At 61.5% G+C, this 15,894-nt stretch carries 16 protein-coding genes; 4 read left to right on the top strand and 12 right to left on the bottom strand.

What is annotated here, in order from left to right:
* The 7 genes from AC1DWI_RS02150 to AC1DWI_RS02120 all read right to left on the bottom strand — a co-directional run.
* The coding region (locus AC1DWI_RS02150) for a hypothetical protein (protein ID WP_477724311.1) at positions 1–355 on the bottom strand (355 nt) is incomplete at its 3' end.
* A 297-nt stretch (positions 356–652) separates the two neighbouring features.
* Positions 653–1,549, bottom strand: coding sequence for a hypothetical protein (locus AC1DWI_RS02145; protein WP_477668629.1), 897 nt, complete (start codon positions 1,547–1,549; stop codon positions 653–655).
* 168 nt (positions 1,550–1,717) lie between these two features.
* Positions 1,718–2,584 (bottom strand): spore coat protein U domain-containing protein, encoded by an 867-nt coding sequence (locus tag AC1DWI_RS02140; protein WP_477724310.1) that lies wholly within the window; start codon positions 2,582–2,584, stop codon positions 1,718–1,720.
* Positions 2,581–4,971: a fimbria/pilus outer membrane usher protein gene (locus AC1DWI_RS02135; protein ID WP_477724309.1), complete on the bottom strand. Its 2,391-nt coding sequence runs from the start codon at positions 4,969–4,971 to the stop codon at positions 2,581–2,583. The genes AC1DWI_RS02140 and AC1DWI_RS02135 overlap by 4 nt, the downstream gene beginning before the upstream one ends.
* Before the next feature lie 17 nt (positions 4,972–4,988).
* Positions 4,989–5,720: a fimbrial biogenesis chaperone gene (locus AC1DWI_RS02130; protein ID WP_457281347.1), complete on the bottom strand. Its 732-nt coding sequence runs from the start codon at positions 5,718–5,720 to the stop codon at positions 4,989–4,991.
* A gap of 2 nt (positions 5,721–5,722) precedes the next feature.
* Positions 5,723–6,277, bottom strand: a complete 555-nt coding sequence (locus tag AC1DWI_RS02125) for a hypothetical protein (RefSeq protein WP_477668626.1) — start codon at positions 6,275–6,277, stop codon at positions 5,723–5,725.
* A 37-nt stretch (positions 6,278–6,314) separates the two neighbouring features.
* Positions 6,315–6,782: a Csu type fimbrial protein gene (locus AC1DWI_RS02120; RefSeq protein WP_477668625.1), complete on the bottom strand. Its 468-nt coding sequence runs from the start codon at positions 6,780–6,782 to the stop codon at positions 6,315–6,317.
* 273 nt (positions 6,783–7,055) lie between these two features.
* On the opposite strand from AC1DWI_RS02120, the gene htpG reads away from it, so the two are divergent.
* Positions 7,056–8,945 (top strand): molecular chaperone HtpG, encoded by a 1,890-nt coding sequence (gene htpG / locus AC1DWI_RS02115; RefSeq protein ID WP_477668624.1) that lies wholly within the window; start codon positions 7,056–7,058, stop codon positions 8,943–8,945.
* A gap of 152 nt (positions 8,946–9,097) precedes the next feature.
* Here the strand turns inward: htpG and AC1DWI_RS02110 are convergent, their stop codons facing one another.
* The 4 genes from AC1DWI_RS02110 to AC1DWI_RS02095 form a co-directional block, all read right to left on the bottom strand.
* Entirely contained in the window at positions 9,098–10,171 is a 1,074-nt protein-coding gene (locus tag AC1DWI_RS02110) for a serine/threonine protein kinase (protein WP_477668623.1), read from the bottom strand.
* A 146-nt stretch (positions 10,172–10,317) separates the two neighbouring features.
* Entirely contained in the window at positions 10,318–11,424 is a 1,107-nt protein-coding gene (locus tag AC1DWI_RS02105; protein WP_477724308.1) for a DUF2855 family protein, read from the bottom strand.
* A gap of 291 nt (positions 11,425–11,715) precedes the next feature.
* Complete coding sequence (locus AC1DWI_RS02100) at positions 11,716–12,132, bottom strand: organic hydroperoxide resistance protein (RefSeq protein ID WP_477647553.1); 417 nt, start codon at positions 12,130–12,132, stop codon at positions 11,716–11,718.
* A gap of 67 nt (positions 12,133–12,199) precedes the next feature.
* Positions 12,200–12,658, bottom strand: coding sequence for a MarR family winged helix-turn-helix transcriptional regulator (locus AC1DWI_RS02095; RefSeq protein WP_477668621.1), 459 nt, complete (start codon positions 12,656–12,658; stop codon positions 12,200–12,202).
* Positions 12,659–12,782: 124 nt separating this feature from the next.
* On the opposite strand from AC1DWI_RS02095, the gene AC1DWI_RS02090 reads away from it, so the two are divergent.
* Positions 12,783–13,712: a class I SAM-dependent methyltransferase gene (locus tag AC1DWI_RS02090; protein ID WP_477668620.1), complete on the top strand. Its 930-nt coding sequence runs from the start codon at positions 12,783–12,785 to the stop codon at positions 13,710–13,712.
* Positions 13,713–13,716: 4 nt separating this feature from the next.
* On the opposite strand, the gene pcaQ is transcribed toward AC1DWI_RS02090, so the two are convergent.
* Positions 13,717–14,673: a pca operon transcription factor PcaQ gene (pcaQ, locus tag AC1DWI_RS02085; RefSeq protein WP_477668619.1), complete on the bottom strand. Its 957-nt coding sequence runs from the start codon at positions 14,671–14,673 to the stop codon at positions 13,717–13,719.
* A gap of 147 nt (positions 14,674–14,820) precedes the next feature.
* Between pcaQ and pcaH the strand changes: the two genes are divergently transcribed.
* Positions 14,821–15,534: a protocatechuate 3,4-dioxygenase subunit beta gene (gene pcaH / locus AC1DWI_RS02080; RefSeq protein WP_477668618.1), complete on the top strand. Its 714-nt coding sequence runs from the start codon at positions 14,821–14,823 to the stop codon at positions 15,532–15,534.
* 19 nt (positions 15,535–15,553) lie between these two features.
* A partial coding sequence (locus AC1DWI_RS02075; protein ID WP_477724307.1) for a peptidase associated/transthyretin-like domain-containing protein occupies positions 15,554–15,894 on the top strand: 341 nt, incomplete at its 3' end.

Genomic DNA, 15,894 nt, shown 5'->3' with positions numbered 1-15,894 from the left:
ATGCAACCGGGTCCCGGGAGTTCATGGGCTTGCCTGCCACCACAGCAAGGCGGCTACCTGCAGCGGAATCGGGCATGGCGTTCATGCGCTGGATCTGGCCGCTTTTGCTGGTCGATGCTGCGGCGATAGCCTGGATATCCACAGTGGATGGGCAGCTGATGCGCAGGGTGCCGGCCTGGCCGTCTGGCTGGCCGCGATGGGTGCAGCGATGATCTGCCGTGACAGCCTCACTGAAGCTGCGCAACATGATGGTGACACCAAAGGAGCCGGATGTTTGCGCCAGGGCTGCACCATGAATTCCCAGCAGGGACTGCGTGGCCAAGGCGGCGACAAAAGCAAATTTGATGATCTTCATGGTGCAACTCCTTAAAAATATCAGTTGTTGCAGTCATGCTATCGAATTTGATAATTTGAATCAATTGGTAAAAGTCACCTCATAACTGTTAATTAGTGACATTTCACACAAATTTGATTTATTAAATTAATTGATGAAATTGATGTTTTGTTGGGGTTTTCTTCAATATGGGGGTGCCAGCCTTATATGAGCCGCGACAAGGCTGTGGAATGCTGGCCTTATTGGGCATAAAAACAGCAAAGCGCTCGCTGCCGGCTGGCGGCAGGAGCTTGCTGACGGGTGCGCCAGGGATGCGCGTTAGTAGGTGACGGTGACCGTAACCCCGGTCTGGGTGGCAGTACAGGTGGCTGTAGAGCAGGTGCCTGCCTGGCCGGCTGCAATGGTGCCTGTCACCGTATAGGGCTGAGCCCGGCCATCGCCCGTTGCGCTTGCACCGCTGAGTGCCAGTGTGTAGTTGAGGCCCAGCAATGTGCCCGCTGCCGGTGATAGCGCCAGGGCATAACTGGTGCCGCGAGTGCAGTCGACCGTGAAGTTCATGGTACTGGTCTGGGGGGTGGGCGCAAAAGAGATGTAGTCCAGTGTCAGTGTGGAGGGCGAAATGGCGCCCGGGGCGGTATTGCCTGACGCCACCTGCCCCACAAAGCATTGGGCGATGATGCTCACGGTGGGTGTAAAGGTCGTGGTGGCAACGACGGGGCCGGCAGTGGCTAGCTGAAGGGTCGTGATAAAGGTTTCGTCATAAATGCCTGCCGTGTTTCCGGTTTGTCCTGCCACCACGCGGAAGTTGTAGGTCAGCGTGGTACTGGCACTTAGCGCAGCGCCGAAATTCAACGTTCCATTCACCCGCCCGGTGCCGGTGTTGATCCAGTCGGTCGTGGTCGCATTCTTGTAGATATTGACATCGAGCCGGTCGGCATTGATGGTGCCGCCGCCGTGACGGAAAACCCGGCGGGTAAGGCCCGTGCGGCTGCCGTAATCAATGCTGACCCAATAAGTGGTGCTGTTGGCGTCCGTCGACAGCCTGGTGCAGTTCACAGTGATGGTGCCGCTGGCATTGGCGGCGGCGGCCCCGTTGGTGTAATTGAGGTCTACGGATGTGGCTGCGAGTGTGCAGGTAATGGCTGCTTTGGCTTGCAGCGCGCAGGTGCACAGCAGGGCTGCCAGGGCTATGCGCAATGCGTAAGAGACACTCATCGATGGACTCCGTTAATCGCCCGGGCCTTCGTTGGCGGGACGACTCCTAACTGCTGATGGTAACGTTTTGTAGCAGTACTGTGCATGGTGCCGTATTGCGTCGTTCCCGTGGGTACTGGTGTCGAAAAATCGTGACAAAAATCACGCTGACGGAAAACAAGATGGATGTTAGTAAGTAATGGTCAGGGTCCGCGCCTGCGTGCTGGTGCACATGCCCGTTGCACAGGTGCCGGATTGGCCGCCTGGGATGGTTCCGTTGATCGTGAAATTCTGCGGGAAGCCGGTACCGGTCTGACCTGCTGGATTGCTCAAAGCCAGGGCGTAGTTGAGCGCGAGCAGGTTTCCTGCCGCCGCGTCCAGCGCCATGGTGTAGGTTTCGCCGATGGTGCAGCGCACGGCATAGGCCGTACTGGCCGTGGYCGCGGCGAGTTGAAAGGAGGCGTAGTTGAACTGGATATTGCCCGGCGGCGTGCTGAGCAGGCAGACGGACTGGTTGTTGATGCTCACGGGGAATGTGGGGAAGACATCCACGTTGCCGGGGCCGTTGTCATAGCGCAGGCGCATGGTCACGGTATCGGTGAAGAGTTTGGCGCTCTTGTTGAGCCCGGCCGCAATGCGGCTGTAGAAGACATGGGTGGCACTGGCTGTCAGGGCGCCGCCGAAGTTGATCGTTCCGGCGAAGTCAGTGGCCGTGGTTCCGCCCCATGCGCCGTTGCCTGGTGCCGTCCTGTAAAGCTCGTAAGCGATCCGGTTGGTCTGGCCGTTACCGTTGACCGCCTGGTTGGTGTTGCCTGTGGGGTTGAAACCGTTATCGGCCTGCAAGGTGTAGTCTGAGCTGGCTGAATCTGTGGGGCCGCGCGTGCAGTTGATCGTCACGGTCCACGCGCCGTCTGTGGGATTCGGGTCGTTCTCAAAGTACACCGTCTGCACAGGCGTCGCCGTGGCGTTGCAGATCAGCGCGGCCCAGGCCGGTGCCGCGCCCAGAAGAGTCAGGCAGGCCGCAGCGGCGAGGCGCCAGGGTTTGGTGTCAATCATCGTTTGACACCACTGCAGCGTACCGGGCCTACCCGGGCGATATCCTCAAGGTTGCCGGGCGGCAACTCCACCGCAAATGTGCAGGTAGCCCCGTTCCATTTCAGGCGCAGGCGATTCTGGGCCTGCAGGCCGGTGACAAAGGTCTCGCCGCGGCGAGCGGTAAAAAACTCTTTCTTGTCGCCGATCAGCTCAACCTCTGCACCCGAGGGCGCCGGCTCGCCATCGTCCAGCTCAATACGAATCAAGGCGCCCCGTCCTGAGCGGACGGGAAACGCGATCTTGACCGCCCCCCGAAGCGCCGGCACGGCTTCGAGCTCGATGGAGTCGAGTTCGGCGCTGATCGGCAGCTCGCTCGGATCCAGGCGTACGCTGTTGCGCTGGAACGGTAGCAGGCGCGGCAGCAGCGCGACGCCGTCTGAATTGGTTCGGGTCAGGGTACTGCCCTGGAAGCCCACGCCCACGTTGGCATAACCTGGCACCTCGACAATGGCAAAGCTTTCCTGCACGCGGCGAGTGGCGAAGACTTGGCCTTCGGCCGCCACCATGCCCCCGATCAGGCCCAGGCGCAGGTTTTGCTGGCTCTCCCCATTGCTGACGTCAGCCGAAAACAGGCCTTTGGTGCCCTGGTAATAAGCGCCGCCTTCCGCATAGCGGCCGTCCGCACGGGAGCCCAGCGCCGTTCGCCAGCCCCAGCCGGTTTCGGCACTCACTGCTCGGCTGGCGTTTACATATCCTTCGGTGCTTCCACTGCGGGTAGTGACACCTGCGGCGATGGTGACCCGATTCTCAAGCGGCACGATCAGGGTGGCGCCCACTGAAGTCCCCGAGCTGATGCCGCTGAGGCGGGTGGCGCTCAAAGTCAGGGCTGCGCGTTGACCGAGGCGCAGGGTGTAATTCACACTGAGTGTGTTGAGCTTTCCGAGGTCGTAGTTGTCAAAGCCAGCGTAACTCACGTTGAAGGCGCCGAAGTTGTCGCTGCTGTAGCTGTAACTGGCGGTGGTTTGCAGGCGGGGCGATGGCGTATCAATACCGATTTGCCGGTAGCCGCGCGATGCGCCTTCCGCGCTGAGCGACACGCCGTGCCGCAGTCCGCTGCGCTCGACCCCGACCATCCAGTTGGTGCCCTGGCCAGCCGCGTCGCTGCGGCTGGCCGAAAACGCCGTCTGTCCCAGCATCTGGAAGGGCAGCTCATAGCTGGCGCCGGCGCCGGCACGCATCAGAGACTTCGACCATTCGCCGTTGGCTTCAACCGTCAGGCTTTTGCTCAGGCCCTGGCGCCAGAGGCCTGAAACGAAGCGATCCCCATAGTCGGCGTTCTCAATCCCGAGGTCGCGGCGTACGGCCCCCAACTCAAAGCTCCAGTCGCTGAGGTTTTCTTCCAGCAGGTTGGCATTGCTGAAAAATGATTGGGTGACGACGGTTTCCCGGCCCAGGATGTCACGTACCACCACTCGGGCTTCCCCGGCGCCGGTCAGTGCGGGAAAGTTGTCGATGCTGAAGGGGCCGGATGGGACCTTGGAAGTTTGCCGCAATGCGTCGTTGACATAGAGCTCAACGGTGCTGGGCGCCGCCGACAGGCCGGTCACGGTGGGAATCGGCTGGGTGACAAAGCCAGGTTGCAGCGAGAAGTTTTTGCTGAACTGTATGCCGCCGAAATACACCTGGCGTCCCGAAATTCCGGTGCGCGTACTGCTGTCACCCAGTCGCAGGGAGCTGTTGCTGTCCAGGAAGTTGCGCGTGTAAGTGGTTTCAAGCCTGCGCCATGAGGCCCTGAGTGTCGGGTYCTGGCTGATGAGGTTGCGTCCCACGTAGCTGCTGGTCAACAGCCCCATCTCCCCCGACACGCCGAATTCAGTCAAGGCGCCCAGGTCCTTCGCATCCGTGGTGCTGCCGGCTATGCGGCTGCGGRTGGTGATGTAATTGAGGTCGTAATTCGCAAATGCAGCGGGGATCGACGGCGACAGCGGGGGACGCATGGCGGATTCCTGCGTCAGGCGCACGGCGTTGAAGGCTGCCGGCGAAAACACCAGATCCACTGACTGGTCGGCGAAATTCAGCCGCGCTTCGAATCCCGGAATAGCAGACAGCGGAAACCACTTTTGGCCCTGGAAATCAACGTCCTGCGCGCTGGGCCGATGGTTCAGCCGCCACTCTTCAAAGGCATCTTCCGGCGCATACAGGATGCCGTTGCGCTCAAGCAGGGTCCAGACGCCGCCCTTGGTGCTGTTGATGAAGACTTCCAGCGGAAGGAGCCGGTCGCTGGATGACCGGGCCGCTGGCGGCGCATTAGAGGAGGCGGGTGTCTGGGCGTGTGCCAGCAGGCCGCAACAAAGGCCTGCAATGCCAATCGCTACGGGGTGTTTTCGTAAAGTCCACCAGCGCCTCATTGAAATCGGGTACCAAATCAAGGCAGCGTGATGCTGGTCGTCAGGCTTTGTCCGTCATCAAAGGTCACCACCAGTTGGGCGTCCCCTTTTGTAAGGGCCTGCTCTGCCTTAAGCCCGACCGTTTTACGGGCACCGGGCAGGATGTAACTGCCACCCTCAAACCGGGCCAGGACTTGTGTGCTACGCGTGACGGTCGCTTCCCGTATCTGGGCGTAAGCCGTACCGGTATTGCTGCATTGCAGGTTGAGGGTTTTGGCGTCCGCCAGCTGGTTAGTGCAACTAACCTGGCGTTTGGCCACAGGGGGCGTGATGAACACGGGCATGCTCAAGGCCAGCGCGATGGGAACCTGAATGCCAGTTGCGGGTACAGCTTCAGGAACTTCGCGAATGATCATGCGGTAGGTCAGCTGCCGGCTTGCATCTGCGGGCTTCAGCAGGGCAAGGCGTACCACTTGCCGGGCCTTGGGTGCCAGCTTGATGATGGGAGGGGCCAGGATCAGGTCTTCGGTCAGGACGAGTTCGTCAGTGCCGTCGGGTTTCTGGGTCCAGGTGTTGATGTCAGCCTGCAGCACGACTTCGGTATCGGCTTCGTTAGACAGCGTGACGGCGATGGCCCGATCGCGCGGGGTCATGTAAAGCCGCACCGGTGTCACCGAAAAAACGCCTGCCGTGGCAGCCGCCCAAGGCCCCAGCAGGCTTAGCAGGAAGGCGTAGGTAACAAGCTTGCTTCGGCGCTGTGAGACGTTCATCCTCAGAAGGATACCAGCATCTCTACCGATTTAGAGAGGTTACCGGCATGGGCAACGTGCAGTGCCGTCACGGTACCGCGGTCATCCTGAAGCCGCAAACGGGCCTGTTTTTCAATCGCCGCGGCATCTGTGTCAAGGGCGTAACGCCGGCTTTCGATTTCCCAGCCGTCATCCGATTCTTCGTCGGCCGTGGCCACCTGGCGCTGGTCCTGGAGCCGGCAGGTATAGCGGGCGCCAGGGTCGTTGCGGGACAACTCATTGCGGCAGTAGTCGGGCAGCAGGGAGTCCCGCGTGGGCCGGTAACCGGGCATGAAGCGGGCATCCCCTAGGCTGCGGACTTGCGAGATATTGACAAAGACATTCGAATTGCAGGTTACCTGCACCGAGGCACCGCTGCCGCCAGAGCCGGTGGCGCTGGTACAGGCGTTGCCATTGCCGGTGGTGTTTCCCGGGACGTTCAGCGTGATCTGGACCGACAACTGCCCCGCCGCCGCGCCCGCGAAGCAGGCAGCAGCGGCAAGCATCAGGAGAACACCGAAGGCGGCCTTGCGGATCATGACTGTCGACGTGGCTGACATCAAGCCCGGGGGGCGATCAGTAGGTGATCGTCAGGGTCTTGACTTTGTTGGTCGCAGCGGTATTGGTGCAAGTCGCCGTGGCGCAGGTACCAGCCTGGCCGGCGGCCATGGTGCCGTTGACCGTGAAGGCCTGGTCGGTGCCGTTGCCGGTGCCGGCAGCAGCGCTCAGTGCCAGGGTATAAGCCAGGTTGACGGCATCATCGGTCACGCCGGAGTTGCTCAGTGCCAGGGTGTAAGGCAGGGAGTTGGTGCAACGAACGTTGAAACCGCCGCCGGTGGAGGTAGCCGCCGTGGTCTGGAACGAGGTGTAGTTGAACACCACGTTGTTGATGACCGCGCCGGTGGCGGCGTTGGTGGAGTTGATCTCGCACTTCGAGGTCAGGTTGATCACCACGTTGAAGGTGCCGGCTGCGGTGGCAGCATAGGCGGGCAGGGTGGCGATAGCGGCAAGGCCGAGGGCGATTACTAAAATGAGCTTTTTCATGACTGTTCTCCAGTTAAAAAACGAATAACAAACAAGGGAAATGTGAAGGTGAATGGACTGTAACCAGATATTTCTGAAATCGGTTGATTTGTATCTGTAACAGCACCTTCTAGTGGGGAATTTGTCACGTCAAACCGTTGAAATTATTGGATTTATTCGTAAATAGAGCCAAAAGACTTACAAGTAACAAGCGTAAATACTGCCATCCAAAACGGCTTTTTCTTCCCAATCCAGTGAATCAGTAACAAACTTGAAACAACCATGCCCCTAACCATGCAGAAACAAACCCTGTCTTTTCAAGCCGAAGTTGCGCAGCTGCTCAAGCTGGTCACGCACTCCCTGTATTCGAACCCGGACATCTTTTTGCGCGAGCTGGTTTCCAACGCGTCGGATGCCTGCGACAAGCTGCGCTTCGAAGCGTTGAACGATGCGTCGCTGTATGAAAGTGATCCCGAGCTCAAGGTGAAAGTGAGCTTTGACAAGGCGGCCGGGACGCTGACCATCACTGACAACGGCATCGGCTTGTCGCAGCAGGAAGCCATCGACAACCTCGGCACGATTGCCAAGAGCGGCACGCGCGACTTCATGGCCAAACTCTCGGGCGACCAGAAGAATGACGCGCAGCTGATCGGCCAGTTCGGCGTCGGGTTTTATTCGGGCTTTATCGTGGCCGACCGCATCGCAGTGGAAAGCCGCCGCGCCGGCCTTCCGGCAAACCAGGGTGTGCGCTGGAGCAGCGACGGCACTGGCGAGTTTGAAGTCAGCGAGCTCGAACGTGCCGAGCGCGGAAGCAGCATCATCCTGCACCTCAAGGAGGAATCGCTCGACTACCTGAACGCCTGGAAACTCAAAGGCATCATCAACAAATACTCCGACCACATTTCGCTGCCCATCCTGATGCAGAAAGAAGCATGGAAGGAAGGCGAAAACGACCAGCCCGGCGAGATGGTGGTGACCGGCGAATGGGAAACCGTCAACCAGGCCGCGGCGCTGTGGACGCGCGCCAAAAAAGACATCACGCAAGACCAGTACGACGAGTTCTACAAGCAGATCAGTTACGACAGCGAAGCGCCGCTGGCCACCACGCACAACCGCGTGGAAGGCGCCACCGAATACACGCAGCTGCTGTTCATCCCGGCCAAGGCGCCGATGGACATGTTCAACCGCGACAAGGCCGCGGGCGTCAAGCTCTACGTCAAGCGCGTCTTCATCATGGACGACGCCCAGGCGCTGATGCCGACCTACTTGCGCTTCGTCAAGGGCGTGGTGGACTCGTCCGACCTGCCGCTCAATGTCTCGCGCGAATTGCTGCAGGAAAGCCGCGCCGTCAAGGCGATCCGTGAGGGCTGCACCAAGCGCGTGCTCTCCATGATTGAAGACCTGGCCGCCAATGACGCGGACAAGTTCAAGGCTTTTTATGGCGAGTTCGGCGCCGTGCTCAAAGAGGGCCTGGGCGAAGACTTTGCCAACCGCGAGCGACTGGCCAGGCTGCTGCGCTTTGCCAGCTCAACGACGGATACCGTCAGCGTGGGCTTTGCCGACTACAAAGCCCGCATGAAGGAAGGCCAGGACGCGATTTATTACATCACCGCCGACACACTGGCCGCGGCAAAGAACAGCCCCCAGCTCGAAATCTTCCGCAAGAAAGGCATCGAAGTGCTGTTGATGGCCGACCGCGTGGACGAGTGGGCGCTCAATTACCTGCACGACTTTGACGGCACGCCGCTGCAGTCGGTGGCCAAGGGTGCTGTTGATTTGGGCAAACTGCAGGACGAAGACGAGAAAAAAGCCGCCGAAGAAGCGCAGACGCAGTTCAAGCCCATCCTCGACAAGCTGAAAGAGGCGCTGAAGGACAAGGCCAAGGACGTGCGCGCCACCTCCCGTCTCGTTGATTCACCCGCCTGCCTGGTGGTGCAGGACGGCGACATGTCGACCCAGCTGGCCCGCATGCTCAAGCAGGCCGGCCAGGCCGTGCCCGAGTCCAAGCCCATCCTGGAGGTCAACGCCCAGCACCCGTTGGTTAAAAAGCTCGAGGCCGGTGTGGAAGGTGCGCATTTTGACGACCTGGCCCACATCCTGTTTGACCAGGCCTTGCTGGCCGAAGGCGGCATGCCTGAAGACCCAGCGGCGTACGTGCGGCGGGTGAACGCGCTGCTGGTGTAGGCGTCGCGCGACAATTCAGCAGCAAAAGCAAAAAAGAGGCAAAAAACGCCTCTTTTTCTCATCAAATCGGCCTGAAACCCTTTATATACGTGCGCGAGCAGCTATCAAATAAATAGCAATTTCCGAGCCGTAGGGGGCGTAGATACGCCCACTCAACACACCAGCGGCGCTTCCTGCATCGCCTCAGTCTGCTCTTCCAGCATATCGACCTGGCTTTTCCAGTAGTCGCTGGAGCCGAACCAGGGGAAATTGATCGGGAAGATCGGGTCATGCCAACGCTGTGCCAGCCAGGCGCTGTAGTGCACCAGGCGCAGCGTGCGCAGCGGCTCGATCAGCGCGAGCTCGCGCCGGTCGAATTCGCGGAACTCTTCGTAGCCGTCTACGAGCGCACCCAGCTGGCGGGTGCACTGCGCGCGGTCGCCCGACACCAGCATCCACAAATCCTGCACCGCCGGGCCGGTACGCGCATCGTCCAGGTCGACAAAATGCGGGCCGGCCAGCGGCAGGCCCTCGGGTGTCCACAAAATGTTGCCGGGGTGGCAGTCACCGTGCAGGCGCAGGTTCTTCACGTCGCCCACGCTTTCAAACACGGTTTGCGCCACCAGCATGGCTTCATCAAACGCCTTGCGCCAGCGCGACTCCATGTCCAGCGGGATGTAGCCGTGGGAACCTTGGGCGCCATGGTTGCCGCCCGCCAGCAGGATGTCGCGCGAGGCATAACCAAAGGTCTGCAGGTTCAGGGCCGGCCGGTGCGCAAACGGTTTGGCGCTGCCAACGGTGTGGATGCGCGCCAGGAAACGGCCTATCCATTCCAGCACTTCCAGGTTGTCCAGCTCGGGCCGCCGCCCGCCGCGGCTGGGCGACACGCTGAAACTGAAGCCCTTGAAGTGGTGCACCGTGCGGCCTTCCAGCACCAGCGCGCCCACTACAGGTATCTCGGCGGCCATCAGCTCGGCGGCGAAGGCGTGTTCTTCGGCAATCTGTTCATCGGTCCAGCGGTCCGGCCGGTAAAACTTGGCCACCACGACATCGCCCGCCAGGTCTGCGTCGCCCACGGGGCTCTCAAGATGGATCTGGTAAACCCGGTTCTCGTAGCTCGAAAGCGCCATCAGACGGCCGTCGCCCAGCAAACCGACGCTGGCCAGCGCATCGAGCACCACGTCAGGTGTCAATGTCTCGTACGCGTGCAGCGTTGCGTGCGCTGGAGCCTTGTGTTTTTCTGTCATGCCTGATTGTCGGCGCAGATGACGGTGCGCTGCCAGCAGGGGCTTGTAAACGCCTGTTTCTCAAGCGAAAAATGCCTGCAGGCCAAYAAAAACGGGCGCGAGCAGCTATAAAAACCGTAGCGCCTGTCCGTTGAAGGTGGAAAGAATCAGGGCTGCAGGATGTGGCCGGTGCGCGGGTCTCCCTTGCCGGCCAGCACTTCCTGGTAAGCGGTTTGCACCGCAGTCTGCCCGGCATGCCGCTGGGCGATGAGCCAGGGCGTTTTGGCACCCGTCACCTGCTGCGTGAAATCCCGCCAGGCGCGCACCAGCTGCTTTCCAAAGCCTTCTTCACCCCAGTCGGTGATGCGTTTCTTGACCTGTGAAGGTGCAAAGAACAGCGTGGGCCGGGGGCCGGGCAAGTCTTTTGCGCAGCCTTTGGCGGCCAGGTCGTCCACATGCGTGCCGCCTATCGAACAGTTGTAGCGAAGCTGGCCAAAGCGCGTATGAATGCGCTGGCGCAGGYCGGCGCTGCCCGCGAAGTCGACGTACACGCAAGCCGTGTCGGCAGCAATCGCCTCGAGCTGGTCATAGGTCACTACGCGGCTGTAGCACCCCAGGCTTTCACAAAAAGCGACGTTGCCTGGCGAAGTCAGCGCTATCACCTCAATACCCGGCCGCTTTGCCAGCTGAAAGGCTGTGCCATATGCCGTTTTGCTGGAGGCGCTGGACAGCAGCATGGCGTTGGCGCCGAAGAAGTCGTTGTCCGCCAGAAAGTCGTCAATCAGGAAGGAGGTGATGAACAGCGGGCGCAGCAGCGACTGCACATCTTCGGTGGCCGCGTCGTAAAACGGGTCCGCGCTGCAGCGCATGTACTGGTTGTAGGCCACCGGCAAGGCCCGCCGGTGCGCGGCGCCGTCAAAGAAGCCGGCGGGCGTCACGCGGGCCGGCTGCAGCACCAGCTCGCCGGCCATGGGGTAGTAGCCGTAAAACTTCTCCCCCACGGCTACGCCCTCGCATTGCGACTCCGCCACCGTGRCAAACCCCCAGACCGGGATGCAGCCCCAGCCGTCTTCCCCGGTCGGGAAAAACTGCCAGTAGTTCATCGCCTCGCCAAAGGCCGCGTACGTGATGTTGTTGGAGGTCAGCGCAAATGAGTCGATGCGCAGCCGCACCTGGCCGGTCGTGAGCGGCAAATGCGGATCGGTGTGCCAGCGAGTTTGGGCAAGGTCATCTTTCCGGACCTGAAAGGAGGTTGTGAGGGCGGTGTCGTTCATGCACARCACCCTAAATGAAACGGCCCGCCGGTTCAACACCGGCGGGCCGCGTAGGTGACAACCACCCCCGTCCAGGCTCACTGCGTGTAGCCTGTTCCCCCCTCGAGGGGGYGGCGCCTGCGGCCCGGCGAAGCCGGTTCCGCGGCCCCTGCTGGTGAAATACCCCGCGCTGTTTACGCGCTGAACTCTTCATGCCAGCACGAGCCGCGGGACTGGCTTCGCCGGGCCGCAGGCGGGCGGCCCCCTCGGGGGGCAGGGAGCTACACGCAGTGAGCGACCGTGGGGGCTCTATTACTTCAGGGTAATGGTCACGTCAATATTGCCGCGGGTGGCGTTCGAGTAAGGGCAAACCTGGTGCGCTGCATCCACCAGCGCTTGTGCTGCGGCGCGGTCCATGCCGGGCAGGGTGATGTCCAGGCGCACGGCGATGCCGTAGCCGTTCGGGATCTTGCCCAGGTCAACGCTGGAGTCGATGGAAACATCTGCTGGCACGTCGATTTTCTTCATGCCGCCGACAGCCTTCATCGCGCCGATGAAGCAGGCTGCGTAGCCGGCTGCGAAGAGCTGCTCGGGGTTGGTGCCGGTTCCGGCGGTGCCGGGCGAGCTCAGCGTGACGTCCAGGCGGCCGTCGTCGGTCTTGGACTTGCCGTCACGGCCGCCGGTGGTGTGGGCGTGGGCGGTGTAGAGAACTTTTTCGAGTGTGGTCATGGTGGCTTCCTTTGGAAAATACCCCGGATCGGGGCGGGTTAAAAATTCAGTGAAATGGTGAAAGAAATCAGCCGGTGAGGCGGTTGCGAAACGACTGCACCTGCTGCGTCAGCGACACCAGCTCGGGAATCGAGCACTGGGTGGCGCTCAGGATGCAGCCCGGAATCTTTGCGGCCCTGGCCTTGAGCTTGCGGCCGGCTGCCGTCAGCGTAATGTGAACGCGGCGCTCGTCTTCCACTGCGCGAATGCGTGAAAGCAGCCCGGCAGATTCCATGCGCTTGAGCAGCGGGGTCAGCGTGCCCGAATCCAGGTAAAGCCGTTCACCGAGTTCCGAAACCGTCAGGCCGTCCTGCTCCCACAGCACCAGCATCGCGAGGTATTGCGGATAGGTCAGCCCCATCTCTTCGAGCATGGGCTTGTACAGCTTGGTCATGGCCAAAGAGGTGGAATACAGCGCAAAGCACAGCTGGTTGTCCAGCTGCAGCATGGCGTCAGTGGCATTTGCGGTGTCGGTTTTGTTGGGCATGGATGAATTATAGCGAACAATTGAATTGTGTGCAAGTTAATTGTTTCCAGGTGTTCCGTGCCGATTCCCAGGGGCTTTGTACCGGGGCCGCCTGTACCGGGAGCACACCACTAAACTTGAGGCCATGCAAACACCCAGCACCGCGCGCGCGGCAAAGCCTTCGAAGGGCTCAGGAAAGCCCGCATCCGCAGCACAAATCATCGAAGAACTTCGCCCCGGCCAGTCCATCGAGCTGCTCAAGGAACTGCACATCCTCACGCGCGAAGGCAAGCTCAACCAGGACACGCGGCGCAAGCTCAAGCAGGTCTATCACCTGTACCAGTTCATCGAGCCCTTGCTCAATGAGGTGGCTGCGGAGAAGGCGGACTTCACCCTGGCCGACCACGGCGCCGGCAAGTCGTATCTCGGCTTCATCCTGTACGACCTGTTTTTTAATGTCGCGCACCGCGGTGAAAAAACCGCAGGCCATGTGTACGGCATCGAAACCCGCGCCGAACTTGTCGACAAGTCACGTGTGCTGGCCCAGCGGCTGGGTTTTTCGCGCATGTCGTTCCTGAACCTATCGGTGCAGGAGGCCACCACTTCGGCTGAACTCCCGCCCACTGTGGACATCGTCACCGCCCTGCATGCCTGCGACACGGCCACCGATGACGCCATTGCATTCGGGCTGGCCAAAAACGCGCGCCACATGGTGCTGGTGCCGTGCTGCCAGGCCGAAGTGGCCGGTGTGCTGAAGAAAAGCCGTGCCCTGTCACTGTCTCGCACGCCGCTGGCCGAACTGTGGCGGCACCCGCTGCACACGCGCGAATTCGGCAGCCAGATCACCAATGTGTTGCGCTGCCTGCAGCTCGAAGCCAACGGCTACCAGGTCACGGTGACTGAGCTCGTGGGCTGGGAGCATTCGATGAAGAACGAACTCATCCTGGCCAGCAGGCCCGAGCAACCCCAGGCCGGTAAAACCCGTGCCGCCCAAGCGCGTTTGCGCGAGGTGCTTGAAGAGCTGGGTCTGGGTGAACTGACGGCACGCTTTGCGGTGCAGGCCGAGCCGGCCTAGAAGCCTAAAGCAGGGCCGGCGCTTCGCTGCGGCGTTCTGCCGCCAGCACGCGAATGGTGGCAATCAGCTGGTGCTGTGCCTCGGTGGGCGCCATGTCGGCACGCAGCGTCAACCCCACCAGCTCTTCGGTGCCCGCCATGCTGACGGGCAGGCGCACCAGCGTGCCGCTCTCCAGGTCCGGCCGCACAGCCCCCAGCGGCGCAAGCCAGACCGCATCGCTTTGCAGCGCATAGCCGCGTGCGATGGACACCGACAGCGTTTCGACCAGGCGCATAGGCGGCGGCAGGCCGCGCGTGAGGAAAAAGCTGTCGGCGGTATGGCGTATGGCCGTGCCCTGCGTGGGCAGTATCGCGGGGAAGGCCTGCAAGCCGGCCAGCGGATCGGCCTTGCGCCCGGCCTGCGCCAGCAGGGGGTGGCCGGGGCGCACTGCCAATACCAAGGGGTCGGCGTACAGGTGCTCAAACGTCAGCCCCAACATATGGGCCGGCTCGGCAAAACGTCCAATCACCAGGTCCAGTTCGCGCTGGCGCAGGCTGGCCAGCAGTTCGGGGTTGGAGCCGGTCTGGATGCGCAGGCTGGTGTGCGCATCCGGCCCGGACTGAGCCTCTTGCCGCGCCAGCAGCAAGGGCATCAGCCACGGTGCCACCGTCGGCAGCACACCGATGGCAATCACCGCGCTGCCCTGCCGCCGTGTCTGCGCGACGCTGGCGACCGCTTCACGCAGCGCGCTGACGCTGGCGCCGGCATGCCGCAAAAAGGCTTCGCCCTCGCGTGTGGGCACGGCGCCCTTGCGCCCGCGCTCAAACAACCGCACCGCCAGCAGGCCCTCAAGTTCTTTCAGGGTTTTGGATACGGCGGGCTGCGTGATGGCGAGCACGTCGGCCGCCTTTTGCAGGCTGCCATGCTGCGCCACCGCCAGAAAGCACTGCAGGTGCCGGTATTTGATGCGTTCATCGACCATGCTCCGATTTGACCATCTGGTTATGGATAAGTCGAGAAAATGTCAATATACATAACTGTTTCGGCCGATTAAAGTCGGCTCAGCACGAAAAACCCGAAAAGCGCCTGCTAAAAAGGCGCCAACCTCTTTCGACCTCTGGAGACATCGATGAAACCCGATCTGAACAACAGCTTTCTGGCCCCACGCGACTGGACCAGCCATTCGCCTCACATCTATCCAGGCTACAAGTCCACCTTGCTGCGCGGCCCCAAGCAGCCGCTGGTGCCCATCAAGCAGGCTCTGGCGCAACTCAATGCGCCCGTCTATGGCGCCGGGCAATTCGGCCCGCTGGACAGCGACCTGACCAAAAATGCCGTGATGAACGGCGACCCGCTGGGTGAACGCATCATCGTCACCGGCCGTGTGCTCGACGAAGACGGCCGCCCCGTGCGCAACACGCTGGTGGAAGTCTGGCAGGCCAACGCGGCCGGCCGCTACGTGCACAAGGTCGACCAGCACGACGCGCCGCTGGACCCGAACTTTCTGGGCGCCGGCCGCTGCATGACCGACAACGAAGGCCACTACAGCTTCAAGACCATCAAGCCCGGTGCCTACCCCTGGGGCAACCACCCCAATGCCTGGCGTCCGCAGCATATTCACTTCTCGCTGTTCGGTGACTACTTCGCCAGCCGCCTGGTCACGCAGATGTATTTCCCCGGCGACCCGCTGCTGGGTTACGACCCCATGTACATGGGCGCGCCCGAAAGCGTGCGCGAGCTGATGGTCTCGAAATTCAGCCTCGACGTGACCCAGCCCGACTACGCGCTGGGCTATGTGTTCGACATCGTGCTGCGCGGCCCCAAAGCCACGCGCTTTGAATAAGCGGCGGAAGGACAACACCATGAGCCAACTCAAACAAACTCCATCGCAAACCGTCGGTCCCTTTTTTGCCTACGGCCTTACGCCCACGCAATACGGCTACGACCTCAAAAGCCTGTTCACGCCGGTGCTGGCCCAGCCCACTGCGAAGGGCGAGCACATCCGTATCACCGGCCAGGTGTTTGACGGCGCCGGCAATGCCGTGATGGACGCGATGGTCGAGATTGCCCAGCCCGACGGCAGTGGGCAGCCCATCTCGTCGGTGGCCGATGCCGAAGCGCGCGGCTTCACCGGCTTCGGCCGCTGCGGCACCGGCACCCTGGCGCAAAGCCATTACGAGTTCTTCACCGTCAAGCCCGGTGC

This window comes from Polaromonas sp. P3_C2 (assembly GCF_056402675.1).
This window is presented reverse-complemented; position numbering and strand designations above follow the sequence as displayed.

Bases quoted from the DNA above. Each gene is read 5' to 3' on its own strand.
- AC1DWI_RS02145 (WP_477668629.1), bottom strand. From the start codon at position 1,549: ATGAGTGTCTCTTACGCATTGCGCATAGCCCTGGCAGCCCTGCTGTGC.
- AC1DWI_RS02130 (WP_457281347.1), bottom strand. From the start codon at position 5,720: ATGAACGTCTCACAGCGCCGAAGCAAGCTTGTTACCTACGCCTTCCTG.
- AC1DWI_RS02125 (WP_477668626.1), bottom strand. From the start codon at position 6,277: ATGATCCGCAAGGCCGCCTTCGGTGTTCTCCTGATGCTTGCCGCTGCT.
- AC1DWI_RS02120 (WP_477668625.1), bottom strand. From the start codon at position 6,782: ATGAAAAAGCTCATTTTAGTAATCGCCCTCGGCCTTGCCGCTATCGCC.
- htpG (WP_477668624.1), top strand. From the start codon at position 7,056: ATGCAGAAACAAACCCTGTCTTTTCAAGCCGAAGTTGCGCAGCTGCTC.
- AC1DWI_RS02110 (WP_477668623.1), bottom strand. From the start codon at position 10,171: ATGACAGAAAAACACAAGGCTCCAGCGCACGCAACGCTGCACGCGTAC.
- AC1DWI_RS02100 (WP_477647553.1), bottom strand. From the start codon at position 12,132: ATGACCACACTCGAAAAAGTTCTCTACACCGCCCACGCCCACACCACC.
- AC1DWI_RS02095 (WP_477668621.1), bottom strand. From the start codon at position 12,658: ATGCCCAACAAAACCGACACCGCAAATGCCACTGACGCCATGCTGCAG.
- AC1DWI_RS02090 (WP_477668620.1), top strand. From the start codon at position 12,783: ATGCAAACACCCAGCACCGCGCGCGCGGCAAAGCCTTCGAAGGGCTCA.
- pcaQ (WP_477668619.1), bottom strand. From the start codon at position 14,673: ATGGTCGATGAACGCATCAAATACCGGCACCTGCAGTGCTTTCTGGCG.
- pcaH (WP_477668618.1), top strand. From the start codon at position 14,821: ATGAAACCCGATCTGAACAACAGCTTTCTGGCCCCACGCGACTGGACC.